We start from the raw sequence: 24,505 nt of genomic DNA on the forward strand, positions 1-24,505 counted from the left end.
TCTCAAGCTGTATACAGCTGTGTTAATTTAAGCAACAATTTAATTTTTATTTGGTAAAATAAGGCAAAGGTGTATAATGCTATTGTCTTTCAGCTATAAACTGATCACGCAAAAAACTATTGTCAGATAAATATCTAAGCAAATCACGAAAAGTGGTATACACACTATTCAACAGAATCATGACAGGCTGAGAGATATCATTTCCGATGAATGCCAACTCACTTACTATCGAAGAAACACCTCACACGGTTCAATCTATTCATGACGCAATATTAGAGAGAATTTGCCTTCTGGATTTTCATCCCGGTCAACAACTAAAAGAAGCCGATCTCGCAGCTGAATTTGGGGTAAGCAGAACACCAATACGGGATGCGTTAAGCAGAATTACTCACCTCAACTTGATAGAAACCCGAAACGGTGTAGGAACTGTTGTAAAGGAACTGTCCAATCAAAAAATTGCTGACGTTTATACGACCCGATTAGAATTAGCGCCGTTAATTGGCACACTTTCCACAACAGAGATTACTCCTGTCCACTTAGACAGAATACAAGACTTGATCCTACGCGCCAAAAATCTAGAAGTAGAAAAAAATTCTCGAAGCTACGTTTTGATCAATCATGAGCTACATCAATTGCTTTGTGATTTAATTTCAAATTCCGTTTTACGTTCTTTTTGGCGGCAGGCTTATTATCAGGCCGCTAGTGTTTGGTATCGTATTTTTGACATCGCCGGAGAAGATTCAATACCCTCCTTGATCAACGAACTAACGGAACTACAGTCTGCGCTAAAAAACCAAGATCTAATAGCTGTCGGTCATATTCAACGAATTTATATCGGATATGGATACACCCGAATTCAACAATATCTTTTTGATAACAAAACCAAATAGAACACCACACCAAACTATAGGAAAATTCTAATTCACCCCAAGAATTAAATTACTCGCCTTTTCAGCGATCATGATTGTTGGCGCATTGGTATTTCCTGAAGTAATCGTCGGCATGATTGAGGCATCCGCAACTCGTAATCCCGTAATACCATGCACTCGCAATTCTTCATCCACTACGGACATCGAGTCAGATCCCATTTTACAGGTGCCAACAGGATGGAAAATAGTTGTTCCGATATCCCCGACAGCTTTCAAAATATCTTCATCACTAACAACATCAGGACCAGGTAGATATTCCCTCGGGGAATGCTTTGACAGTGCCGGGCTAGCGCAAATCTTACGCGTCAGTTTAATCGCATCAATTGCCACCTGCCGATCCCCTTCTGTCGAGAGGTAATTCGGTGCAATCTTTGGCATCTCCTCTCCTTTAGGATCATTCAGGTGCACATAGCCACGGGATTCTGGTCTCAGATTACAGACCGAAGCCGTAAAGCCGGGAAACTTGTGAAGTGGGTCGCCAAGCTTATCTGTTGAGAGCGGCTGGACATGATATTCCAGATCAGGCGTTTCCAGCCCCGGATTGCTCTTTGCAAAGCACCCTAACTGGCTTGGTGCCATCGACAAGGGACCTTTGCGGAAAAGGGCATAATCCACCGCCATTCCTGCTTTGGCAAAAAGGCTGTGGGACATTTCATTAAGCGTCTTTGTACCCGAGACCTGAAAAACGGTTCGGATTTGCAAATGGTCCTGCAGGTTTTCACCGACACCAGCGAGTTCATGCTGCACCTCGACACCATGACGCATCAAAAGCTCTCCCCCGCCGATACCGGAGCTTTGTAATAATACGGGCGACGCCACAGCACCAGCAGATAGGATAAGCTCTTTTCTGGCCTTCACCTCGGAACGTACACCTTGATGATCAAGCACCAGTCCTTTGGCTGTTTTATTCTCCAGTATTATTTTCCGTGCCTGAGCGTGTGTCAGAATTGTCAGGTTTTTCCGGCCTTTAACAGGGTGAAGGAATGCACGGGCTGCGCTGAAACGCACCCCCTTCTTTTGTGTTACTTCGAAGTACCCAACCCCTTCGTTGTTACCTTTGTTAAAATCCGTGGTTTTGGGAATACCGGCTTCCGCCGCGGCCTCTTGAAAACGATCAAGGATTGGCCAGGAAAGGCGTTGTTCTTCAACTCTGAGCTCACCTTCTTCACTGTGAAATTCGGAATCCCCTCTATGATAATTCTCTCCGCGCTTGAAAAGGGGAAGAACATCATCCCACGCCCAACCAGCATTTCCCATCTGCCGCCATTGATCGTAATCACGTGCCTGACCACGCATATAGATCATACCGTTAATTGAGGAACAGCCACCCAGAACTTTTCCGCGAGGATAACTCAGAGCCCGGCCATTTAGCCCCTTTTCTTTAACGGTAGAGAAACGCCAATCGGTTCGGGGGTTATTGATCGTATAGAGATAACCAACAGGGATATGGATCCAGTGATAATTATCTTTTCCACCAGCTTCCAGTAAAAGCACAGAGTTGTTTGGATCTTTTGATAGTCGGTTTGCCAGTACACAACCCGCTGTTCCTGCCCCGATAATCACATAATCATAAGTTCCTAAACTTTGCATAGTCAGTCTCCCCAAGCCAAAGCCTTGGGAAACAAGGCTTAGTCTATTATTTTGAATTAAAGGAAATTACTGATGTGCGTCGCACTGATTAGTGAATCAGCCTGTTTATTGATATTGAAGTAAAGTCCTTTTTGTCGAAGACAATAAATTATGCCAATTGACACAAATTGTCTCTGCCTTTTCTGGTATTTTCCTGCGATACTGCTCTGCATAATTAACCACATAGGCCCTTGACAACCGCTTGCGAGCGAGGAGAACGACATGACCAAAAGCCTCAGACAGGCTTTCACTTCTGCCATTTCATCCAAACTGATATTCCTGTGCACCCTTTTCGCAATAACCTTTTCCTTTCAGGTTCAGGCCGCAAGCGAAGCTGAAGAACTCGTTGCAGAATCCCGCTATACGCTGGAAAAAATGCTCAATAATCCCGACTACTCCAAACTGAAAGAATTCGCGCACCAGTCAAAGGGCATCATTATCATCCCGCAACTGGTCAAAGGCGGCTTTATCATTGGTGGTGAAGGTGGATCAGGCGTCCTGCTTGTCAGAGGTGCCGATGGCACGTGGAGCAATCCGTCCTTTTATACATTAGCAGCAGGCAGTATTGGCCTGCAAATCGGTGGTGAAGTTTCAGAAGTTGTCTTTACGCTCATGAATCAAGGCGCTGTTAATGCTATTTTGGATAGCGAAATCAAATTTGGCGGAGATCTCTCGCTTGCAGTTGGCCCCTTTGGCGCCGGGGTAGAAGCGTCAACAACAGCTAACCTAGATGTTGATGTCTATGCCTTCTCCAGTTCTGTCGGTCTGTTTGGTGGTGGTGCTTTTGAAGGAGCGAAGCTGTTTACCCGGGAAAGCTATAACAGCAGCTATTATGGTGCAGGAGCCACACCGCGGAAAATTACCATCGAACGCGCCTTTTCAAATCCGCACTCTGACAAACTAAGAGCTGCTCTACCTCAATAACTTTAGAGTAATTGTCCTTGAAAGACGCCTCACAAAAAAACTGCCAAACTTGATAATCTAACAGATAATCTTGGCAGGTTTTTCATCTAAAAGGCAAAGCGAACCAGAATCGCGCTTGCGATAAGTCCTACAGCCATAATACCTGCAATCAGAACGATCATATTCCCCCGCTCTAATTCCTGTCGCCAATTGGTTTCGCTAGGGCGGGATAAGTCCAGTTGCAAAGCGCCACCAAGCGCAGCATCAGCCATATGCGTGCCCCGCCAACATCTGAGGAAAGCTTGTGAGAAAGATGTTTTGGGAATAAAGAGCGAAGAAAGAATAAACATCATTGCCGCGAGCGCATCCGGAACAACGACAAAAATACGCTCGAGAATAAAATACATCTGACTGAAATGTTTTTCCTGTGGGGCCTGTAAATAACGCTGTTTATAAAACTGTGCCCCTTGGAAAATTGCCTGTTGAGCCAAAAGTCCGGGGAGACCCAGCAGGGCATACCAGAACGCAGGCAAAATAAAACCTTCGACAAAGCCGCGCGCCATCCCACCAACACAAGCTGCTGCCAGCTGACTTTCGGATAATTTTTCAAGATCTCTGGGACGGAACAGGGATGAAACGAGTGGATACAATTCTCCACGTACAGTGATAAAGCTCTTCAATGCCAGAGCTTTACGCACCTTTCTCATCCGAACTTGCTGATTTCTGTAATCCAGACAAAAAGCAATTACAAAAACTTCGATCAACCAAAGAAAAGGCGCATTTAAACTAATCAAGGAAATGCCAAAGCCGGCAATAACAGCCAGAGAGATCAACAAAATTGTGCTCAGCCCGCCTGTGACAACAGTTATTTTAGATGAAGCTGAGGACTCGTTTAGAAGTCGATCAAAGCGTACAATTATTCCTGCCAACAAACGACGCGGTTTGGGTGACCACTTTTCAAGGAAAAACACGCCCCCGTATAAAGCCTCAATGCCCAAAGCAAAGAGTAAAAGAAACAGTGGCTCTGCGGAACCATAGACACCCGGCACGAATAATTCCTCTTGGCGCGTTATAATTGATTTTGTTTGATACGATTGAGCACGGAAACAAGTTTATCTGCAAGTTCCTTTCGCTCGACAGGCGCTAAAAAACGACCAAGAGAAACCGAGCGACCGTGTGAGCTAACAATCAGGGAATTTTCCTCGTCTTGTTCTTCCAAAGACACCTTTAACCAGTAGGGTTGAAAAGAAAAAGATCTTTTCTGTCCCCAGGGATTAACCGTTGTCACAAACATCTCATCCGCAGTCATTTGGACCAATTCATATTGTCCACCAGATCGGTAATTGAAACGAAAGGCAAAATAGACAAGAGCTACATCAAGTCCCAGAAAACCCAGAACTGGCCATGCGCCAGCCAACAAGAAACCAAGACTGCTTATAAAGATAATACAAAGGATAAAGCCCATTAAAATCTTAAAGCCCTTTTTACTCAGGCTTCTGTTAGGGCGTAACACAGCATTAAAAAGAAGATTTTCAGTACGAAGAACTGAACCTTCCGAACTCAACATGGAACTTCATCCCGGATAAAACCAAGCCATAATTATAGAGCTTAATAGTTTTGCCAGAAATATCCCATCAAAATGTTCGACAAGAATATGCGACCAAAGAAATGACTGCAGTTTACGGCTGTTTCGACAAAAGTAGCCGACGCAGGCATGTACGGTTATCCATTGGCCTAACCTGATCATCCCGCGCCTCAACATAAGATGTCACCGCGTCATAAAGAACGAGATCCAAAACACAATTCTTCGCATTATATTGCCAAATCTCAGCAGGGCTTTCTTTTCTGATAAGCGACGGGGCCCCCAGTAGGCCTTCCAATGTCGCAGTATCAATCCCCAAGAGTTGCTTGGGATCATCGTTCACGTCAGTCTCCAAAGGCGCAGCATCATAGGCTAATGCGGCTAACTCTTCAGATTGCTCAGCATCACCAACTTCTACCTTATCGCTTGTTTCCTCTGCAGTACTCGCTTCTTCACTACTGCTTTTTTGTTCACTACGGGCTTGTTGCGAGACCTGTGGTTCAGAACCAACAATCACCACCTTTCGCTTGGCCGCATTGCCACAAGCACTCAGTACCATAGCTAAAACAAACAATGTCAGAAGTCTTTTATAATTCGGCATCCGTCTTCTAACTACGCTACGTCTCGACGAATTCGCTCAAAGCGATGAAGCATAAAGGCCGTCGCCCAGATTGGCATTGCAATATTCAGAATTGGAACCGTCAACAAGAACGCCAAGAAAAATCCAGCAATAATGACGCGCCCGCCAAACTGCTTACGAAGTAGTTTTGCTTCTCTTAAAACCATGCGACGTTGCGCGACCATTTCAAAATACTCACGCCCAAGCAAATAGCCGTTGATTAAATAGAAGACAAAAAGATTTACGAGCGGAATAAAATACAATGGTAAAGCGATAATATTTACCAGCAACGTCACACCTACAAACTGTATTGATCCTAAAATCGTTTCACCCACAGGCGGTTGGCGTCCTTCGCCTAGTTCAGGGTAAAATTTAGTCTCAACAGCCTTGGCAATATCTTCTAGAAAAAAGGGAATAATAATCAACATAACCGAAGGAAAAAGCATGATGCTTAAAAAAGCGACACCTATCCAGGAAACCGCTTCGGCAACTGTGACTAACACACTGGTTATCCAACCATCAGATTCAGCCCAATTCGCGATCAATCCATCTAAGAAGCTAACGCCATATCCAGCCAAACCCCAAAGAAGTGCAAAGATTACCAGCGAAATAGCGGTAGAGATAAAAAACACTTTTCTGAAAGCCGGATCACCTGTTTGGCCAAATGCTTTTGAAAGATCACTGAACATGAGTTTAAATTCCGTCGTCTAATCCAATGGAAGAAAATCACAAATAAGGCTTTGCCATAACAAAAGAGCCTCGCTTCTTGCAATTGGTTTAATTCTTTACGGGGGAAACGTGCCTTTTTCAAGGCGAGAAAGTATTTAATCCGAGTATAATAGCTACTAAATGGCACTGCAGGTGAGCGATTATGCCGCAACCTTTCCCCTAATTGTTATCAGGTAGGGTTATTGTCATCCGCCCCTATTCACATTAAACATAGGATGATTACCAATCTTTTTTCGTGAGCCTAGTCCCATGCCGAAAAGTTTTATTGCACGTTCCATTTTTGTCCTCTGCATTGCCTTGATTGTTGCCGCTGCAACCTTTATCGGAATGAAAGTTTTTGATCAGAAACCTAACTCTAGCCAATCTGGTGCTCTCATCGGCGGTCCTTTCAACATGGTCGATCACACCGGGAAGGGTGTTACAGAAAAAGATTTCCTGGGCAAGTACATGCTTATTTATTTTGGGTACACCTACTGTCCTGATGTATGCCCAACATCTCTGACTTTACTATCTGACGCAATGGACATCGTAGAAGAAAAAGATCCGGAACTCGCCAGGCAAATCACACCTGTGTTCATTACGGTTGACCCGGAACGTGACACTGTTTCCGCAATGAACGATTATGTGGAAAATTTTTACCCCACAATGGTTGGCCTGACCGGAACAACAGAACAGATTGCTTCAGCTGCAAAAGCTTATCGTGTTTTTTATCAAAAAGCCGAAAGCGAAGAGTCTAATGAATATTTGGTCGATCATTCATCTATTACCTATCTGATCGGCCCTGATGGTCTTTACGCAAAACACTACGGGCACGGAACTGAATCAGACAAAATGGCTACCTCTCTGATTGAAACCCTGTCCAAGTAAACCTGATCAGATCTTGTTTTGGCTTCTAAGTATGAGAATCACACATTCCTTGCTTAGAAGCTCGAGATAAACACAACGATTAATACCCCGTGTTAAGAACTGAACCTCCTCCGACTAAAGTCAGAGGGTTCAGTGTAATGAGCGCCTTTGGCGCAAAATTGTATATTTATCCGACTGAAGTCGGAGGATTTAACCAATTTGTGGAAATTAAAATTAACCTCTAAGACCAGAAGTTACCTTACCGTTTCATAACTATAGTTTTTGAGTTTATGGCTTTCTGGCTTGCAGCTGTTCTAACAGGCCGATAATCTGCCCTATGGTCAAAAAAAACGTATATCTAGGTGTTCAGGGGCAAAAACTAGAGGTAATTATTCAACCTCACCCAACATCAAAAAAGCTGTCTCTCAGATTGGGTGCAGGGCAAGCAGCCATTAAAGTTGTTTCTCCACCCAACTATCCCATCGCAGATATCATGGACTTTGTTGAAAGGCAACGGAACTGGATCGCAGAACGTCTTGATAAACAATCACCCTCTGTTTCCTATGAAGATGGTGCAAATATTCCCATTCTTGGCCGACACCATAAAATTGTCAGAATAGAACCAGGTACCAAGACTCATTCCCAAAAGGGAGCTGCCTGGTTAGAAGCTAATCAGCTTTATATAAAATCCCACGTAGAACATTTGCCGCGAAGAGTTCAGGATTTCCTGAAGAAACAAGTTCGCTTTGAAATTAATCTTCGCGCACAGGAAAAAGCAGCAAAGATTGATAAGAAAATTGCTGCTATTCGGATAAAAGACACCACAAGCCGTTGGGGAAGTTGCTCGACAAAGGGCAATCTGAACTTTTCCTGGCGCCTCATATTCTCGCCAGAAGAAGTACTCGATTATGTCGTCGCCCATGAGGTCGCCCATTTAGAGCACATGAACCATAGTCCAGCATTCTGGGCATTGGTTGATCAGTTGACGGATACCAGAAAAACATCCCAAAGATGGTTAAAACTCAACGGTAATCAACTGATGTCCTACGGGTAAGCTTAAATACTAAATTTTCTATTGCTCTGAATAGACCTCAACTTCGTAGAGGCGAAAATCCCCCCCCTGATTCCCAATAACAAAACCATCAAAATTGCCTTTTAGCGACGTATCTTCAGCATCAAAAAGAATCTTATCATCAAGAACAACTTCCATCTTTCCCCGATTATCACGACGCAATTCAACATTATGTATTTCGGAACTCAATGATTGATCCAAATTAACCGTGCCTAGTGTCGCTTTCCCTTCGGATGATGTCCGGGTTAATATGATCGTGCTTTTCGTGCCAGTAATATAGGAAAGAGAATAACCGTTAATGCGTGACGTTCCTTGATAGACACCAAAATTCAGACGTCCGTTATCCAAAAGACCATTTAAATTTACCCTCGCAGAAAAACTGTTTGTTATATCTGTACTGCTATAGAGTTCGGCATAGCCTTTATATTGCTTTTCTCGTTGAGAATTGCCGCTGCCTTTAAGGAAGATGTTCGAAAAAATGCCTACGATTTCTTCAGCACCTTTTTTATTTTTTTCTGTCGTCTTGATTTCTGCAACCGGAACAGAGCTATAAAGATATTCTCTGTTCACAACATCAAAATCACCTGATTCCACAAACCAGCGCGGATTGAGTGTAAAGTCGCCATCACGAAATGAATCATATAGAACACGAGTTGACCAAGGGCGGTCATAATCAGCCAATAATGCAGATATTCTCTGTTTATACTGTGTTCCGGATAACGCAGATTTTTGCCCATCATTATCCAGTTCTCTCAACTGTCTCATAAGTATTTCTGATCTTGAATCTACAACCGTTTCGAGTTCAGAATCGGCAAAATTACGGGTTCTTAAATCTTCCAAAATTTCACGACTAACCAAACCATCCACGGCCAGACCAAAATCAGACTGATAAGACCTGATTGCTCTCAAAGTCCGCTCACCGGGAAGACCATCAATCGGTCCCGGGTCATATCCAGCACCCCTTAATCTTCTTTGCAACTCTCGCTTCTCATCGCGTGTTAGATTTATTTGCGACGTTGTCTCGGACGAACCTGGATTAGACCACGTAATAAGCGGTCCATCTTTCGTCTCAACTGTCTCCAACTTTTCGGATGTTATATCTGCTTTTTGTTTATCCGTTACAGGCTGCCAATTCGCAGCTTCTTCCTGCGCCTGAGAAATCTGTTGTGCTGACATAAAAGGTGTTAGTTTGTCCCTTGCCCGGCGCGCTTCTCTGTCACCTTGGGAGGCTGCAATATTAAACCATTTATGCGCCTGAACGTAATCCTGAGTAGTCCCATAACCTTTGGAGTAAACATATCCCAACATGAATTGAGCATCCCGGCTCCCTTTCATAGCGACTTCGGAAAAATCACGAAAAGCGACGGTATAGTCTCTGCGATCAAAAGCTGCCATCGCATCGTCAAAAGATGCGGACAATGCAACAGAGCTCAAACTCAATCCTATGCCAACCAGTCCAGCAAAAACCAAACGCTGAAGTTTTTTCATTCATTCTGTCCCGACTATACAGTTACTTGCAGTCAACTGTTGTTTACCCCCTCTTGAGTATAAACATCGGAATTTGACGAAAATATGCACCAGCCTCTAGCTATGTTGAATTAACTTACTTTCCAGTAGGGTAGTACAAAGAAATCACTTGAATTTAGCTGTTCCCTTAGGCTCGTGAAAGTTGTTCTTTTCGTTGCTTTTTTCTTCGGTTTCGTCAGAAGAGTTGCTACCAGATTTCAAGCGTCCAAAAAGGCTTTCCAAAAACCCCGATGCTTCCTCAACGGTATCTTCGAGTATAGTTGGAGGTTGCTTTGGTAATTCAGCAACAGGTTTGTTTTGTTCAATTTCACGCACAAGGTTCCCCCATACCTTCGCAGGCAGAGTTCCACCTGTGACAGATTTCATGGGGTGGCCATTATCATTTCCAAACCATACTCCTGCGACAGTATAGGGCGTATAACCGACAAAAAGAGCATCTCTTGAATCCTGTGTTGTTCCTGTCTTACCAGCGGCAGAACGTCCTGTTTGCGCCGCCTTCCCTGTTCCCCAGGCAACCGTCGCACTCATCATATCATTGATCATCGCAACATTACGCGTTTTCACAACACGGCCAAGGCCGCTTCCTGTTCGCTGATAAAGCTTATTACCGTTCCGATCCTGAATTTCTTTAATGCCATAGGCAGAAACCGCACCTCCCCCATTGGAAAAAACAGAGTAGGCCGCGGTAAGTTCCAATAACGTAACCTCGGATGTCCCCAATGCAATCGAAGGAGATGTGTCTAAATCAGTCTCAATACCTAATCGATGCGCTACTTCTGCAACTTGTTTGCGGCCAACCTTTTCCGACACCTGCACCGCAACCGAGTTCATAGACCGGGCAAAAGCATCCCGTAAGGTAACGTCACCATAATACTTGCCTTTGTAATTCCCCGGCTTCCATTTACCCACCTTGATCGGTTTATCAACAAATCGGCTATCAGGACGCAATCCACTTTCGATCCCTGCGAGAAAAACAAATGGCTTAAAAGCGGATCCTGGTTGACGCAAAGCTTGCGTCACACGATTGAACTGGCTGCTACGATAATCACGTCCCCCGACCATTGCTGTTACAGCCCCATAGTTCGACATGACAACAACAGCTGCTTGTTCGACATTATGCTTTTTACGATTATCCTTGAGTATAGTGAGAAGGTTTTTTTCCGCCAAACGCTGATGCCGGGTGTTCAATGTTGTGTGAACAACAATATCCCCACGATAACCACCGATATATTCATCAACCTGACGCAAAACCCAGTCTGTGAAAAACTTACCCTGTCCATTTGTATCCCGCTTTAAAGAAGGTCGATTCTTCTTAGCCTTCGCAGCCTCTTCACTTGTGATAAACCGGGCATCAACCATGGCCTGGAGTACAAGATTTGTTCTCGTTTCTGCCTTGACTGCACTACTGGTAGGGTTATAGCGTGAAGGTGCTTTTAAAAGACCCGCAATAAGGGCAGATTCATACAATCCGACTTTTCGCGCAGACAGGCCAAAATAAATACGAGAAGCAGCATCAACACCGTAAGTTCCGGCACCAAAATAAACCCTGTTCATATAAAGGGTTAGAATCTGTTTTTTTGTAAATTTCTGCTCCAACCAAATGGCCAGCAAAGCTTCCTGCACTTTCCGCTTCAAACTTCGCTCGGAACTTAAAAAGAGATTCTTGGCCAACTGCTGCGTAATGGTTGATCCGCCATGTGCCATTCTGCCAGCACGGATATTAACCAGCATTGCCCGGGCAATACCCAGAATATCAATGCCAAAATGGTCATAAAAGCGACGATCTTCAATCGCGATAATAGCCTGTGGTAAATAGGGCGACATCTCATCAACGTCGAGCACATCACCATAGACATCACCATAGCTTGCCAGGCGAATACCGTCATCAGACATCAGAGTGACAGAGGGACGTCGTGAAACCTGTTCCAATCCACCAACATCTGGCAAATCCCACGCGTAATAGGCGACAAGGCCGCCCAAAAGTATGGTTCCCCATATTGCCAGAACGGAGCACCATAAAACCATCGTTTTAAGTAATCCGCGCTTCACCGTTTTCTTCCGGCTAGCGGCTTTAGGCTTTCTCTTACCCGCCGTAGCTTTGCGCGCTTTTGTCGATCTTTTGCTCGCGCTTGTGACTCTTTTGCGCGAATCAGCTTTTAGAGTCTTTGCCCCTCGACCAGCCCCTCTTGCGCCAGATCCTGTTTTTGATGTCTTTTTTTTCGTCGCCATAATTTCACTGATAAACTATTCATATTTGGCAGGCTAGTGGCAGCTCGGTGTCAAGAAGATGACCTCTTAGAATAAAGGGCCGGAACTCTGAGGTGCCGACCCTTTTATTACAGTGTAAATCGTGCCTTATACATCCAGATTGGCAACTTCCAACGCATTACTCTGAATAAAGTCACGACGCGGTTCAACCACATCCCCCATAAGAGTCGAGAATATGTCTGATGCCTCATCACTATGGCCAACTTTGACCTGCAACAGAGTTCGTGCGTTTGAATCCAGTGTCGTTTCCCAAAGCTGATCCGGGTTCATTTCCCCCAGTCCTTTATAGCGGGACACGTTAATACCCTTACGACCCAGATCAAATACGAGATTTGCCAAGGCATTTGGCCCTGTAATGGCTGTTTCTTTGTCTTTCACGCGATAGGTTGAGCTGGCTGCATAGAACTCTTGCATCTCATCAGCGAGACTATTCAAGCGACGCGCTTCACCAGTTCGCACAAGTGTCAGATCAATAACACGTCGCTCTGTCAGCCCACGCAGAGTTCGAGTCAATGTGATCTCGCCATCCACTGTATTCGTCTCGGCCGCCCACCCCCGTTGTAGTTCAGGCAGATTTTCATTCATACGCTGAGCAATTTTCTCGGCTACGACTGAGGCACGACTTTCGTCAAGCAACAACGGTTCGCTTAATGCACCCAAGATAGTTGCCTGTTCAACCAACTCAACAGAACCCACCTTGCGAATAAGTGGGATCATCAGGTTACGAGCAGCAACCGCATTGGAAATAACCTCTACCAGATCTTCCCCGGCAACCTGAACACCTTCTTTTGTTTCCAGAATGGCATCTTTGACGCCATTGCTAATCAGATAGGATTCCATCATGCGGTCATCTTTAAGGTAGCGGATGGAATCGCCTCTTTTTGCGCGATAAAGCGGAGGTTGAGCAATATAGAGATATCCTCGCTCAATAATCTCTGGCATTTGACGATAGAAGAATGTCAGTAACAATGTACGGATATGGCTACCATCGACATCCGCATCGGTCATGATGATGATCTTATGATAGCGGAGTTTTTCAATATTAAACTCGTCACGGCCAATGCCTGTTCCCAAGGCTGTGATCAAAGTTCCAATTTCAGATGACGACAGCATTTTGTCAAAACGGGCACGTTCAACGTTCAAAATTTTACCACGCAATGGCAAAATTGCCTGTGTTGCACGATCACGTCCTTGCTTGGCAGATCCCCCCGCAGAATCACCCTCCACTATGAAGAGTTCGGAAAGTGCAGGATCTCGTTCTTGGCAATCTGCAAGTTTTCCGGGCAGAGAAGAAATATCCAAGGCCCCTTTACGACGTGTCAGCTCACGTGCTTTACGCGCAGCTTCGCGTGCTGCTGCAGCTTCAACAACTTTACCAACAATTCTTTTTGCTTCATTTGGGTGCTCTTCGAAGAACTGTCCAAGACGATCATTGACGATATTCTCAACAACAGGGCGAACCTCTGATGAAACCAGCTTATCCTTTGTTTGGCTGGAAAATTTCGGATCAGGCACTTTAACAGAAAGAACACAGGTCAAACCCTCGCGCGAATCATCGCCTGTTAAGCTCACTTTTTCTTTCTTCAACAAACCAGATGAAGTTGCATAGGAATTAATCTGGCGCGTTAAAGCTGCCCTGAAACCCGCCATGTGGGTTCCACCATCACGTTGGGGAATGTTATTGGTAAAGCAAAGCGTATTTTCGTGGTAGCTGTCCGTCCACTGCATCGCAACTTCAACAGTGATCCCGTCCTTTTCGGATTCCATATGGACAACATCTTCAAAAAGCGATGTTTTGGTCCGATCAAGATATTGTACGTAAGCTTTCAGACCACCTTCGTAGAGGAATACAGTTTCCTTTGGTTCCGCATGACGATCATCACGAAGTGTAATGCGTACGCCTGAGTTCAGGAAGGCCAGCTCACGCAGACGGTGTTCCAAGGTATTAAAATCAAACTCGATCATGGTAAAGGTTTCAGGTGACGGCAAGAAGGTCACATGAGAACCTTTTTTACCGTTAGCAGGCCCTTTTTCGACAAGACGTCCGTCAGCTTCCCCATGGGTAAAAGAAATATAGTGTTCAATATCATTGCGATAAATATGAAGCTCCAGCTTAACAGATAAAGCATTCACGACTGAAACACCCACGCCGTGCAAGCCACCCGAAACCTTATAGGAATTCTGATCAAATTTACCTCCGGCATGAAGCTGTGTCATAATAACTTCGGCAGCAGAAACACCTTCTTCGGGGTGAATATCAACCGGAATACCACGACCATTATCGTGAACCGTCACAGAGCCATCACCGTTAAGAATAACGCCAACCGTGTCACAATGCCCGGCAAGAGCCTCATCAATCGCGTTATCAACGACCTCATACACCATATGGTGAAGACCGGAACCATCATCGGTATCACCGATATACATACCGGGACGTTTGCGAACAGCTTCAAGGCCACGCAGCACCTTAATAGAGTCAGCACCATATTCGCCGTTCTGGCCGCCATTTTCCTGGTCTAGCATATCGCCGTTTTCGGTCATGTTTACCACTTTCTTCCAAGTTTGACGTACACGAGATTATTCCCCTGTGTGAGCCAACAACACGGCCCCGTCTTTAATCGTTAAATATTGCGCCTTTTCGCCCATGTCCGAGAAGACATTAGCATCGGTTCCTGTCATCCAGGCCTGACAACGCAAGTGTAGTATTTCATCAAAGAGGCTCTTGCGACGCTTCTGATCGAGATGTGCAACAACTTCATCCAACAACATCAAAGGCGCAGCCCCTCGTTCCAGCATCACCAATCGCGCATGAGCCAGAACAATAGATAATAAAAGCGCCTTTTGCTCACCTGTTGAACACAGAGCAGCTGGCATATCCTTTTCTAAGTGGTGAACCATCAGATCGCTTCGATGAGGCCCCCACGATGCCCCGCCCGTAACAGCGTCTTTCGACCTACTGTCTGCCAGGCAGGATCTCAAATCTTCTTCTACCAACAAGGCAGGTTTCTCGTCTAACCAACCTTCAACTGTGCCCTCCAAAGCCAAGCCGGCAATCGGAAAGTCACCAACAGTTTGCGCACAGGCATCGATCAGCTTTTCAGTCATCTCGCGTCGGGCAACCGCAATGGCAACGCCATGCCTTGCCATCCGATCTTCCAACGTAGCCAGCCAGGCTTCATCATTATTTCCGGCTTTCAGTAACCGGGATCGTTCTCTCAAAGCATGATCATAGGCACTTGTGTTACCTGCGTGGGCAGGATCAAATCCAAGAACCAGCCGATCCAGAAACTTTCGACGCCCTGCGGCACCATCCCTGAGCAATCCGTCCATTTGCGGGGTAAGCCAGATCGTCGAGAAAACTTCCGCCAAAGCTTGCTGGTTTTTGCAATTCTCTCCATCCACTCGAACAATCCGACGCTCACGAGAGGTTCCATTCATGTTCAACGGATCACGACCTGTCCCAACATCTCGTGGCCCATCTTCAGTCATTACTTCCGCTGCAACAGCCCAGGCCTCTGGCGTTTCAGGTGTTGATCTTCTAGCAATTTCCGGTAAAGACGCACTCCGCAACCCCCGTCCCGGTGTCATAAGTGAAATCGCTTCAAGCAAGTTGGTCTTACCAACCCCGTTTGCCCCGGTCAGAATCACAGGTCGGGCATCAACCGTAACTTCAGCACGCTCGTAACTACGAAACTGGGTAAGAACAACCCGACGCAGCCAAAGATTCTCTGACAAGGTTTCGTCAGTCACAAATGATGTTCCATTCTGGGCAGCAGCCTGCATACGACTGTTTTATCCAGATCCGACTAAACACGCATCGGCATCAGCACATAAAGTGCAGATGTATCAGCAGAATCCCTGACAATCGTCGGGGAGGCAGCATCCGCCATTAAAAATTCAGCAGAATCACCTTCGATTTGCTGGGCAATATCCAGAAGGTATCGGGAATTAAAGCCAATATCGAGAGATGTACCCTCATAATTCACTTCCAGAACTTCAACCGCACTGCCGTTTTCTGCAGAAGTGGCAGAAAGTGTTAAAGAAGATCCGTCCAAGGTAATTTTAACCGCGCGGCTCTTTTCAGTGGAAATAGTGGAAACTCGGTCAACAGCGGCAGAGAAGGTCTTACAGTCCAGAACCAAACTCTTGTCATTACCGCTAGGGATAACACGCTGGTAATCAGGGAATGTACCATCAATCAACTTGGAACTAAGAACAGTTGAATCAAAACGGAACATAATTTTTGTTTCAGAAAGAGAAACTTCAATCGGATCGTTTGTTTCATCAATAAGCTTGCGAAGCTCATTCACCGTTTTACGCGGCACAATTACACCCGGAAGGTTTTCAGCACCCTGTGGCAACGGCATTTCAAACCGAGCAAGACGGTGACCATCTGTGGCAACCGCACGCAAAACAGGAATACCTTCTGCTTCTGTTGCGTGGACATATATACCGTTCAGATAATATCTGGTTTCTTCAGTGGAAATCGCAAAACGGGTTCTATCAATAAGATTTTTTAGCTCACCCGCCTGAATACCGAAGACCTGAGGCAAATCAGCAACGCCAGCAGCGGGAAAATCTTCGCGCGGCAATGTCTGAAGTGTAAAGGTAGAACGGCCAGCCTTTAGGGTCATTTGAGCCGTTTCGGCATTAGCTGTCAGTTCCACTTCGGAACCATCAGGCAACTTTCTGACGATGTCATAGAATGTATGCGCAGGAGCCGTCGTCACACCCGCATCAACAATTGTAGCTTCAACTTGATCAACAATAGTCAGATCCATGTCGGTTGCCGTCAGGGATAACTTTCCATCTTTCGCTTCCATCAAAACATTGGAAAGGATTGGAATAGTATTCCTGCGTTCGACGACACTTTGAACATGTGCCAGGGATTTCAACAATGCAGAGCGTTCGATTGTCAACTTCATGATGCTATGACTCAGTCCGTATCTTTCATCAGTACCATTTAAAACCTCCCTCTGTGTAAGACCACAGAACAAGGTCACGATTACTCCGTGCCTCACAATTGATAGTACTAGGACTTTCTAGGTGGGACTCGGGCGGAAAGTATAGCGGGTTAGTTCGCAGAAGGAAAACAATTATAACATCTTATCGACTTATGATGCGAATTTCGAAAATCCTGGAATCACATCAAGGAGATATCGGGAAAGTAGGGATGGATATCCCCCATTTATTAGCCTGACTGATAAATTAAATTGCCTTAGACCACCCTAATTTTCCAACATCCGGCTGAGAAGCTCGATATCCTCTGCAAACTCGAGATCAGTGGATTTCAATTCCTCTACCTTCTTCACAGCATGCATAACGGTGGTATGATCGCGCCCACCAAACTTGCGGCCGATTTCAGGTAGTGAACGTGATGTCAGCTGCTTTGAAAGGTACATTGCAATCTGACGCGGTCGCGCGACCGCTCTGGCGCGGCGGGCTGAATGCATATCGGACACGCGCACATTAAAATGTTCTGCAACTTTCTTTTGAATTTCCTCAATCGTCACTCGACGATCATTTGCCCTTAGAAGATCGTGCAACACTTCCTGTGTGGATTCCAGTGTAACCGAACGACCAACCAGTGTTGCGTGGGCAACAATACGATTTAACGCCCCTTCTAATTCGCGGATATTGGACGTTATTTTATGAGCGAGAAATTCAACAACCTTTTGCGGAATATCAACATCCAACTGCTCGGCTTTTGATTCAAGAATACCTAATCTCAGTTCATACGTTGTTGGATGAATATCAGCAACTAAACCCCACCCTAGGCGTGATTTCATTCGCTCTTCAACACCCTCGAGATCAGAAGGGCTTTTATCCGCAGAAATAATAACTTGACGATTTTGATCAACCAACGCGTTGAAAGTATGGAAAAATTCCTCCTGCGTGGCCTCACGCCCACCAATGAATTGAACATCATCAATCATCAAAACATCAACGGAACGGAACTGTTCCTTGAAAGACATCGTGTCTTTTGTCCGCAAAGCACGCACAAACTGATACATAAATTTTTCAGCAGAAAGGTAAATGACTTTCTTTTCAGGATGAGCCTTACGGATCTGATGCGCGATAGCGTGCATCAGATGTGTTTTACCGAGCCCAACACCGCCATAAAGGAATAAAGGATTAAAGGGCACAGCTTCCGCATCAGCAACACGTTGGGCTGCAGCGTAGGCAAGCTCATTTGGTTTCCCAACCACAAAATTTTCAAAAGTAAATCGCGGATCCAGCGATCCTGTTATCTGTTGAACATCTTGTTCTTGCACTGCCTCAACAGATAAAATCGGCGGCTCGGGTTCAAGATGTGTCTCTTTTTTAGAGGCATGAACAATCTCTGATTCATCTTTGAGATCAACCAAAGCAGGCTTTGGTACCGGGCGAGATGGAGATAGAACAACAATCTCTACATCAGCAGGCGCACCAACCTCTTCGAGCCAAAGCGCCTGAATCCGATCCTGATAGTTGCTAGCAACCCAATCACGCATGAAACGCGTCGGTACAGCCATACGAATAAAAGATTCATCACCAGACAATAATGACAGTGGCTTCAGCCAGCTACGATAAGCAGCTTCACCAACTTCGGTACGCAGCCTTCCAAGCACACGATCCCATTGTTGTTGAAAAGATAAAATCACCTCACTCTGAGCCATATGCCTCCCCGCCCATACCTACAAACAAATAAAAACTACTCATTAACCGTCACTATTAAGTTCAATAAGTTTTTTATTAAAAACGAACCCAATAAACACCATACAAACACAAATAAAACCAGTCCCAAAACCAGTAAAGTTTCAGGTTTTACTTACTCTCTTAAATATCAAGGACGGAATAGCTTTAACTCGCAGAAATATTATGCAGAGCAAATCATATTTTAACTATGAATTTCCCTTCCGAGAGGATGTAATGTACTCGGCAATGGCATTTCATGCAACACGATCAGATCAAGAACATGACATTTTTTCTACAAAAATTCAGTCCTTGGGTATTGCCCAAAAGATGACCTACTAAATCTAGTAGCTTCAACACTTCAAGCAATAAAATTACAACCCGAATTCCCGCCAATTATGGAGAATCCGGGCGACTCCATACAAAAAAAGTCGCACTCAAAAGAGTACGACTTTTTACCAACCCATCCTGTATATGGGGTGGGTAACTTAACCCAGAGCTTTAATGCGTCCACTCAAACGGGACAGCTTACGAGCCACTGTATTTTTGCGCAGAATGCCGGCACGAACGCCGCGATGCATTTCAGGCTGGGCAGCCTTGAAAGCTTCCTGAGCAGTAGCTTTGTCGCCTTCGCCAATCGCAGCTTCAACACTCTTAACAAAAGTGCGAATGCGGCCGAGACGTGATGCGTTCAGTTCGTAACGACGTGCGTTACGACGGATCCGGGTTTTCGCAGAAAGATGATTAGCCATCGATAGGCGCCTATTCTTCAGTAATAATGAATCTCGAAAGTTGCGGCGTTATAACGGTGCCTTGTGTGTTCGTCAAGCATGATGAGTCAGTTTTATGAACATACAACGAACTAGGACATCACTTTTACATCCCTATTCGCCTATTGATCATCCAATTATCAACAATACAACCGATAGACAGATCCAGCAGCAAACACAGCTAAATCAGCTTAATCACGAGCTTTATCAACGATGCTTCCACTCAGGTTTACGTTTTTCAACAAAAGCTATCATTCCTTCGCGCCTGTCATCCAAAGCAAAGGTTGAATGGAAAACCCGTCTCTCAAAACGGAGTCCTTCTGTCAGGCTCGTTTCATAGGCTCTATCAACGGATTCTTTAGCAATCATGGTCACAGGTAAAGAGAAGCCCGCAATCTTTTTTGCTGCGGTCAATGCCTCCTCCATTAAATCAGCAGCCGGAACAACACGGCTCACCAGACCACTACGCTCTGCTTCATCAGCATCCATCATACGACCGGTTAAACACATATCCATTGCTTTCGCCTTGCCAATCAAATGCGTAAGACGTTGCGTGCCACCGGCACCTGGAATCGTTCCAATGGTGATTTCCGGCTGCCCAAACTTTGCCGTATCCGCGGCAATGATAAAATCACACATCATAGCAACCTCACAGCCGCCCCCTAATGCATACCCAGCTACAGCTGCGATCACCGGCTTTCTTGTTTTGGCCAAAACTTCCCAGTCATCGGTGATAAAATCTTCCCGATAAGCCGCTTGAAAATCTTTCCCCACCATCTCCTTAATATCAGCACCAGCAGCAAAAGCTTTTTCAGATCCTGTAATCACCATACATCCGATTGTATCATCAGCCTCAAATTCTGAAACAGCCTGACCCAACTCATCAATCAACCCAACACACAAAGCATTCAAAGCTTCCGGGCGATCAAGCTTGATAAGGCCAACGCGGTCATGTCTTTCCACGGCGATATATTCGTATGTCATTTTAGGTCGCTCCTGATTTCACTTTTGCGATACGCAATATCGAATATTCTTTAGCAATTCTATCTCTATATACTCGGGATTACAGATATCCCGAGCCACACATATTTCAGGACAGAGAGTGCCGTATGTTCATTGTGAGGGCGCGAGAATAATTCGCAGAATCGATCTGCTGTTTTCCACACCTTCCAGGATCTCTATCTTCAAAACTTCACCTTCACGCACAAACAAACCCTCGCCAATTACTTCCCAACCCAGTTGTGGTAATGCACGCCCGTAAAACTCTCTCACATCAGCTTGTGACAAGGGGCCAGAGGCAAAAGCTTCCACAATTCGCCCCTCTGGCTTGTCAAAAACAACCCCAAGCTCGTCCATCTCTTCCATACCGGGAACAATTGGCACGCCACCACTGCCCGTAAAAAAGCCCCCTTCGGACGCCAAAGCCGAACTAGATACCAAGAGAGCACCACCCAGGAGTGAACCACAAAGAAACAATGCATTTAGTATACGGCTAAAAATCAGAAATGTTCGTTTCATAAAATCAATCATTATTATCGCGACCTTAGCGCTGACAGACAGGACAGTAAAAAGTAGAGCGCCCGTTCTGTTGAATACGTTCAATAAGGAATTGTGTGTCATCTTTATCAGCACACCTTCGACAGGGGTCTCCTTCACGACCATAAACCGACCAAGAATGCTGAAAATAGCCCAATTCTCCAGATGCCTGAACATAATCACGCAAGCTGGATCCACCGGCTTCAATCGCTTTATTCAAAACATCACGAATGGTTACCACTAAAAGATCAGCCTCTGCCATTGTCAGGCTTTGAGCTTGTCTTTGAGGAGAAACTCCTGATAAGTGTAACGCTTCACAGGCATAGATATTCCCGATCCCGGCGACAACACGCTGATCCAGTATTGTTGCTTTGATATTGGTTTTCTTGCTCTTTATCCGGGCGTAAAAATCCGGCCCGTTAAAAGCATTCCCCAAAGGTTCCGGCCCCAGATTTTTAAAAGCCTTATGATTTTCCAAATCATTGACATGGACAAGATCCATCATGCCAAAACGACGCGGGTCACAATATCTGATCTCGTCACCATCATCTGTTTCAAAGATAATATGATCATGCGCCCCCAGTGGAGGCCGCTGATCACCCTGTAAAATTGTCACGCGACCAGACATGCCAAGGTGAAAAAACAACACCATCTCATCATCAAGATGCACAAGAACATACTTTGCTCGACGCTTGAGCTGCTCGACTTTGCGGCCAGTCAATCTCTCAGCCATATTTTCAGGCAAAGGAAAGCGGAGATCTTTCCTCCTTTGTGTGACTTTTTTGAGAATACTCCCTTCAAGACTAGGGCGTAAGCCACGCATAACAGTCTCGACCTCGGGCAGTTCTGGCATATCCTTGTTTTCCTTTGCGTTCGACAAGCAGCAGTACTATATCATTCAAGCAGAAACACTAAAGTGCTTTACACAAGCCACAGCAATATAACTGCTCCAGAGCTTCGCAGTTGGAACTTTCTAATGGCAAATAGAACAGACAAACAATCTTCGGCAGATACAACTCACTTCGGGTTCGAAGAGGTTTCCGTAAATGACAAGAGACACCGTGTGCGTGGTGTTTTTGAAAGTGTCGCAAGCAAATACGACATCATGAATGACCTCATGAGTGGGGGCGTTCATCGCCTGTGGAAAGCATCCCTTATCGATTGGGTTAATCCGCAACCGGGTGAAACTCATCTGGATGTTGCGGGTGGAACCGGTGACATTGCGATGCGGATTATTGACCGTGTGGGACGTGACAAAGCCGGGCCAGTTACTGTTTGCGATTTGACACCGGATATGATGCTGGTTGGCAGAGACAGAGCCATTGACCACGGCATCCTGAAAGGACTCAGCTGGACCTGTGGCAATGCAGAAAATCTTCCTTTTCCAAGCCGGAGTATGGATTCCTATACCATAGCCTTTGGCCTTAGAAACGTGACTCACATTGACCGCGCTTTGGCCGAAGCAAAACGTGTTCTAAAGCCTGGCGGGCGTTTCTTCTGTCTTGAATTCAGTCAAGTAGTTCTGCCAATCCTGGATCAGATTTATGACCAGTATTCTTTTAAAATCCTGCCGAACATGGGACAACTGGTCGCAAATGATCGCGAATCATACCAATATCTGGCGGAATCAATTCGCCGCTTCCCCCCACAGGACAATTTGATTTCCATGATGCGATCCGCTGGTTTCGAGCAATGCAGCTACAGAAACCATACCGGCGGGGTCGCCGCTATACATTGCGGATGGCGTATCTAAAATATTTCAATGAAGCACATTTGATGTTCAAAAACATAGCGACTCTTCTACGTCTTTTCCAAATTGCCCACGTCTTTGCTCGTCACGATGCCTTGGCTGTTCTTGAAGAAAGACGCCTTGTACCCGGTAAACTTGCTGCCGTAGCTGTATGGCTTGCGCGCAAGGCATCCAGAAAAAATACCGACCTTCGTCCCGGACAAAAACTTGCTGCTGCATTAACTGAGCTTGGCCCCAGTCATATCAAACTTGGTCAATTTCTCTCTACTCGCGCAGATATTCTTGGCGACCAATTTACGGAAGACCTTGCCCACTTACAGGATCAACTACCTGCCTTTGACGGCAAGCGTGCAATTACAATTATCGAAAAGGAGCTACAGGGCAAGATCGATGATTTTTTCCTTTCCTTTGACGAAACCCCGGTTTCAGCTGCATCCATTGCCCAAGTGCACTTTGCAGAAACTGTGAATGGCGACCCAGTTGCCGTTAAAGTTTTAAGACCCGGTGTCGAAGAAGATTTCAAAAAAGACCTGACTCTCTTTTACAGTCTTGCCGGATTACTGGAAAAAGCCCGTCCAAGCCTAAAGCGTTTCAAAATCACAGAAGTGGTCGAAACATTTCACGAAACGGTACGTCTTGAGATGGATCTGCGTATGGAGGCTGCTGCTGCTTGTGAACTCAGCGATAACTTTGCCAACGATTACACCTATGACACGCCCGAGATAGATTGGGACAGAACAGCCCGTCGCGTTCTGACAATGAGCAGAATAGAAGGCATTCCCCTTGATGATCGTCAGGCTCTTCTTGATGCCGGACACGACTTGGAAGAAGTCCTGACGACTGCTGCTGCAATATTCTTTAATCAGGTATTCCGCGACGGCTTTTTCCACGGAGACCAACATCCCGGCAATATGTTTGTTGGCGATGACGGTCGAATCGTTGCTGTTGACTTTGGCATCATGGGCAGAATAGACAAACCCACACGCCACTTTCTTGCCGACATGCTTATCGCTCTTTTGAAACAGGATTACCTACAGCTGGCAAAAGCACATGTCACAGCAGGAATGATCCCACCGAATCAAAAGATAGAGACCTTTGCCCAAGCCCTCAGGTCAGTTTGCCAACCAATAATGGGGAAAGATCTTAGTGATTTCTCTTTTGCCAGACTTCTCGGACAAATGCTTCATCTGGCCGAATCCTTTGATATGACCATTCAACCACATTTGCTTTTGCTGCAAAAAAATATGGTTATGGCAGAAGGCGTCAGTAGAGGACTCGAAAAAAACCTGAACCTTTGGAGCATTTCTCAACCACTCGTCGAAGAGTGGATTATTGAAAACAGGGGTCCGGAAGCAATTGTAAAAGAAAGCGTTACGACGCTATCTGACAGCCTAAGAACACTTCCCAAACTGGTTCACAACCTTGAGGTTGCATCAAGGATCTTCTCTCAACAAGGGTTACGATTACACAACAAAACCATTCAGGATTTCCACAATGAAAGTAGTGGAACTGCAAAGTGGGCTTTCATCATTGCGATAGCCAGTTTTACATTCTCCATTGGGTTTGCTGTAAATTTTATATTTTTTAATAGTTAACATTTATTAACATCTACTGTTGACAACTGAGTGATTTATCCAAAAAATTAATATGTTAATTTACGCAATTTTACA

The 24,505-nt window shown here is 45.3% G+C and carries 21 protein-coding genes; 6 read left to right on the forward strand and 15 right to left on the reverse strand.

Features of this window, described 5'->3' with window-relative positions; genetic code table 11:
* The first annotated feature begins 206 nt into the window (after positions 1-206).
* On the forward strand, positions 207-890 hold the full coding sequence (locus D9A03_RS15040; RefSeq protein ID WP_120498050.1) for a GntR family transcriptional regulator: 684 nt from the start codon (positions 207-209) through the stop codon (positions 888-890).
* 27 nt (positions 891-917) lie between these two features.
* On the opposite strand, the gene D9A03_RS15045 is transcribed toward D9A03_RS15040, so the two are convergent.
* Entirely contained in the window at positions 918-2,519 is a 1,602-nt protein-coding gene (locus tag D9A03_RS15045; RefSeq protein ID WP_120498051.1) for a GMC family oxidoreductase, read from the reverse strand.
* 261 nt (positions 2,520-2,780) lie between these two features.
* Here D9A03_RS15045 and D9A03_RS15055 point away from each other — a divergent pair, with 261 nt between their 5' ends.
* Complete coding sequence (locus D9A03_RS15055; protein ID WP_120498053.1) at positions 2,781-3,482, forward strand: lipid-binding SYLF domain-containing protein; 702 nt, start codon at positions 2,781-2,783, stop codon at positions 3,480-3,482.
* 86 nt (positions 3,483-3,568) lie between these two features.
* Here the strand turns inward: D9A03_RS15055 and D9A03_RS15060 are convergent, their stop codons facing one another.
* The 4 genes from D9A03_RS15060 to D9A03_RS15075 form a co-directional block, all read right to left on the reverse strand.
* Positions 3,569-4,510: a cobalamin biosynthesis protein gene (locus D9A03_RS15060; RefSeq protein WP_162938183.1), complete on the reverse strand. Its 942-nt coding sequence runs from the start codon at positions 4,508-4,510 to the stop codon at positions 3,569-3,571.
* A gap of 20 nt (positions 4,511-4,530) precedes the next feature.
* Positions 4,531-5,028, reverse strand: a complete 498-nt coding sequence (locus D9A03_RS15065) for a DUF2244 domain-containing protein (protein WP_120498055.1) — start codon at positions 5,026-5,028, stop codon at positions 4,531-4,533.
* 112 nt (positions 5,029-5,140) lie between these two features.
* Positions 5,141-5,644 carry a hypothetical protein gene (locus D9A03_RS15070; RefSeq protein ID WP_120498056.1) on the reverse strand — a complete coding sequence of 168 codons (504 nt, stop codon included), beginning with the start codon at positions 5,642-5,644 and terminating at the stop codon, positions 5,141-5,143.
* Positions 5,645-5,655: 11 nt separating this feature from the next.
* Positions 5,656-6,351 carry an EI24 domain-containing protein gene (locus D9A03_RS15075; protein ID WP_120498057.1) on the reverse strand — a complete coding sequence of 232 codons (696 nt, stop codon included), beginning with the start codon at positions 6,349-6,351 and terminating at the stop codon, positions 5,656-5,658.
* Between the two features lie 289 nt (positions 6,352-6,640).
* On the opposite strand from D9A03_RS15075, the gene D9A03_RS15080 reads away from it, so the two are divergent.
* Positions 6,641-7,258, forward strand: a complete 618-nt coding sequence (locus tag D9A03_RS15080) for an SCO family protein (RefSeq protein ID WP_120498058.1) — start codon at positions 6,641-6,643, stop codon at positions 7,256-7,258.
* A gap of 316 nt (positions 7,259-7,574) precedes the next feature.
* On the forward strand, positions 7,575-8,291 hold the full coding sequence (locus tag D9A03_RS15085) for a M48 family metallopeptidase (protein ID WP_120498059.1): 717 nt from the start codon (positions 7,575-7,577) through the stop codon (positions 8,289-8,291).
* Positions 8,292-8,309: 18 nt separating this feature from the next.
* Here D9A03_RS15085 and D9A03_RS15090 read toward each other — a convergent pair whose 3' ends face one another.
* The 10 genes from D9A03_RS15090 to mutM form a co-directional block, all read right to left on the reverse strand.
* Positions 8,310-9,797 (reverse strand): peptidoglycan-binding protein, encoded by a 1,488-nt coding sequence (locus D9A03_RS15090; protein ID WP_120498060.1) that lies wholly within the window; start codon positions 9,795-9,797, stop codon positions 8,310-8,312.
* Positions 9,798-9,941: 144 nt separating this feature from the next.
* Positions 9,942-12,065, reverse strand: a complete 2,124-nt coding sequence (locus tag D9A03_RS15095; RefSeq protein ID WP_120498061.1) for a transglycosylase domain-containing protein — start codon at positions 12,063-12,065, stop codon at positions 9,942-9,944.
* 126 nt (positions 12,066-12,191) lie between these two features.
* The gene (gyrB, locus tag D9A03_RS15100; RefSeq protein WP_174233661.1) at positions 12,192-14,645 is read right to left on the reverse strand and encodes a DNA topoisomerase (ATP-hydrolyzing) subunit B; all 2,454 of its coding nucleotides are present in this window, start codon (positions 14,643-14,645) and stop codon (positions 12,192-12,194) included.
* A 36-nt stretch (positions 14,646-14,681) separates the two neighbouring features.
* Entirely contained in the window at positions 14,682-15,887 is a 1,206-nt protein-coding gene (gene recF / locus D9A03_RS15105) for a DNA replication/repair protein RecF (RefSeq protein WP_120498062.1), read from the reverse strand.
* Positions 15,888-15,910: 23 nt separating this feature from the next.
* Positions 15,911-17,029, reverse strand: a complete 1,119-nt coding sequence (dnaN, locus tag D9A03_RS15110) for a DNA polymerase III subunit beta (RefSeq protein WP_047764227.1) — start codon at positions 17,027-17,029, stop codon at positions 15,911-15,913.
* 303 nt (positions 17,030-17,332) lie between these two features.
* Positions 17,333-18,763, reverse strand: coding sequence for a chromosomal replication initiator protein DnaA (gene dnaA, locus D9A03_RS15115; RefSeq protein ID WP_120498063.1), 1,431 nt, complete (start codon positions 18,761-18,763; stop codon positions 17,333-17,335).
* A gap of 504 nt (positions 18,764-19,267) precedes the next feature.
* Positions 19,268-19,531 (reverse strand): 30S ribosomal protein S20, encoded by a 264-nt coding sequence (gene rpsT / locus D9A03_RS15120; RefSeq protein ID WP_120498064.1) that lies wholly within the window; start codon positions 19,529-19,531, stop codon positions 19,268-19,270.
* Between the two features lie 225 nt (positions 19,532-19,756).
* A complete protein-coding gene (locus D9A03_RS15125) occupies positions 19,757-20,533 on the reverse strand; it encodes an enoyl-CoA hydratase (RefSeq protein ID WP_120498065.1) in 777 nt (258 codons plus the stop codon).
* Between the two features lie 129 nt (positions 20,534-20,662).
* The gene (locus D9A03_RS15130) at positions 20,663-21,067 is read right to left on the reverse strand and encodes a hypothetical protein (protein ID WP_162938184.1); all 405 of its coding nucleotides are present in this window, start codon (positions 21,065-21,067) and stop codon (positions 20,663-20,665) included.
* 25 nt (positions 21,068-21,092) lie between these two features.
* The gene (mutM, locus tag D9A03_RS15135) at positions 21,093-21,938 is read right to left on the reverse strand and encodes a bifunctional DNA-formamidopyrimidine glycosylase/DNA-(apurinic or apyrimidinic site) lyase (protein ID WP_120498067.1); all 846 of its coding nucleotides are present in this window, start codon (positions 21,936-21,938) and stop codon (positions 21,093-21,095) included.
* Positions 21,939-22,061: 123 nt separating this feature from the next.
* On the opposite strand from mutM, the gene ubiE reads away from it, so the two are divergent.
* On the forward strand, positions 22,062-22,838 hold the full coding sequence (gene ubiE, locus D9A03_RS15140; RefSeq protein WP_120498068.1) for a bifunctional demethylmenaquinone methyltransferase/2-methoxy-6-polyprenyl-1,4-benzoquinol methylase UbiE: 777 nt from the start codon (positions 22,062-22,064) through the stop codon (positions 22,836-22,838).
* A gap of 23 nt (positions 22,839-22,861) precedes the next feature.
* Entirely contained in the window at positions 22,862-24,430 is a 1,569-nt protein-coding gene (ubiB, locus tag D9A03_RS15145; RefSeq protein WP_120498540.1) for a 2-polyprenylphenol 6-hydroxylase, read from the forward strand.
* Positions 24,431-24,505 lie beyond the last annotated feature (75 nt).

The sequence above is a fragment of the Kiloniella sp. EL199 genome (genome assembly GCF_900313065.1).
Taxonomy (GTDB): domain Bacteria; phylum Pseudomonadota; class Alphaproteobacteria; order Kiloniellales; family Kiloniellaceae; genus Kiloniella.

Coding starts and splice junctions, on each gene's coding strand:
- D9A03_RS15070 (WP_120498056.1), bottom strand. CDS start 5,644: ATGCCGAATTATAAAAGACTTCTGACATTGTTTGTTTTAGCTATGGTA.
- D9A03_RS15065 (WP_120498055.1), bottom strand. CDS start 5,028: ATGTTGAGTTCGGAAGGTTCAGTTCTTCGTACTGAAAATCTTCTTTTT.
- D9A03_RS15055 (WP_120498053.1), top strand. CDS start 2,781: ATGACCAAAAGCCTCAGACAGGCTTTCACTTCTGCCATTTCATCCAAA.
- D9A03_RS15125 (WP_120498065.1), bottom strand. CDS start 20,533: ATGACATACGAATATATCGCCGTGGAAAGACATGACCGCGTTGGCCTT.
- recF (WP_120498062.1), bottom strand. CDS start 15,887: ATGCAGGCTGCTGCCCAGAATGGAACATCATTTGTGACTGACGAAACC.
- dnaA (WP_120498063.1), bottom strand. CDS start 18,763: ATGGCTCAGAGTGAGGTGATTTTATCTTTTCAACAACAATGGGATCGT.
- ubiB (WP_120498540.1), top strand. CDS start 22,862: ATGTTCAAAAACATAGCGACTCTTCTACGTCTTTTCCAAATTGCCCAC.
- rpsT (WP_120498064.1), bottom strand. CDS start 19,531: ATGGCTAATCATCTTTCTGCGAAAACCCGGATCCGTCGTAACGCACGT.
- D9A03_RS15085 (WP_120498059.1), top strand. CDS start 7,575: ATGGTCAAAAAAAACGTATATCTAGGTGTTCAGGGGCAAAAACTAGAG.
- D9A03_RS15075 (WP_120498057.1), bottom strand. CDS start 6,351: ATGTTCAGTGATCTTTCAAAAGCATTTGGCCAAACAGGTGATCCGGCT.
- dnaN (WP_047764227.1), bottom strand. CDS start 17,029: ATGAAGTTGACAATCGAACGCTCTGCATTGTTGAAATCCCTGGCACAT.
- D9A03_RS15045 (WP_120498051.1), bottom strand. CDS start 2,519: ATGCAAAGTTTAGGAACTTATGATTATGTGATTATCGGGGCAGGAACA.
- gyrB (WP_174233661.1), bottom strand. CDS start 14,645: ATGACCGAAAACGGCGATATGCTAGACCAGGAAAATGGCGGCCAGAAC.
- ubiE (WP_120498068.1), top strand. CDS start 22,062: ATGGCAAATAGAACAGACAAACAATCTTCGGCAGATACAACTCACTTC.
- mutM (WP_120498067.1), bottom strand. CDS start 21,938: ATGCCAGAACTGCCCGAGGTCGAGACTGTTATGCGTGGCTTACGCCCT.
- D9A03_RS15090 (WP_120498060.1), bottom strand. CDS start 9,797: ATGAAAAAACTTCAGCGTTTGGTTTTTGCTGGACTGGTTGGCATAGGA.
- D9A03_RS15130 (WP_162938184.1), bottom strand. CDS start 21,067: ATGAAACGAACATTTCTGATTTTTAGCCGTATACTAAATGCATTGTTT.
- D9A03_RS15095 (WP_120498061.1), bottom strand. CDS start 12,065: ATGGCGACGAAAAAAAAGACATCAAAAACAGGATCTGGCGCAAGAGGG.
- D9A03_RS15080 (WP_120498058.1), top strand. CDS start 6,641: ATGCCGAAAAGTTTTATTGCACGTTCCATTTTTGTCCTCTGCATTGCC.
- D9A03_RS15040 (WP_120498050.1), top strand. CDS start 207: ATGAATGCCAACTCACTTACTATCGAAGAAACACCTCACACGGTTCAA.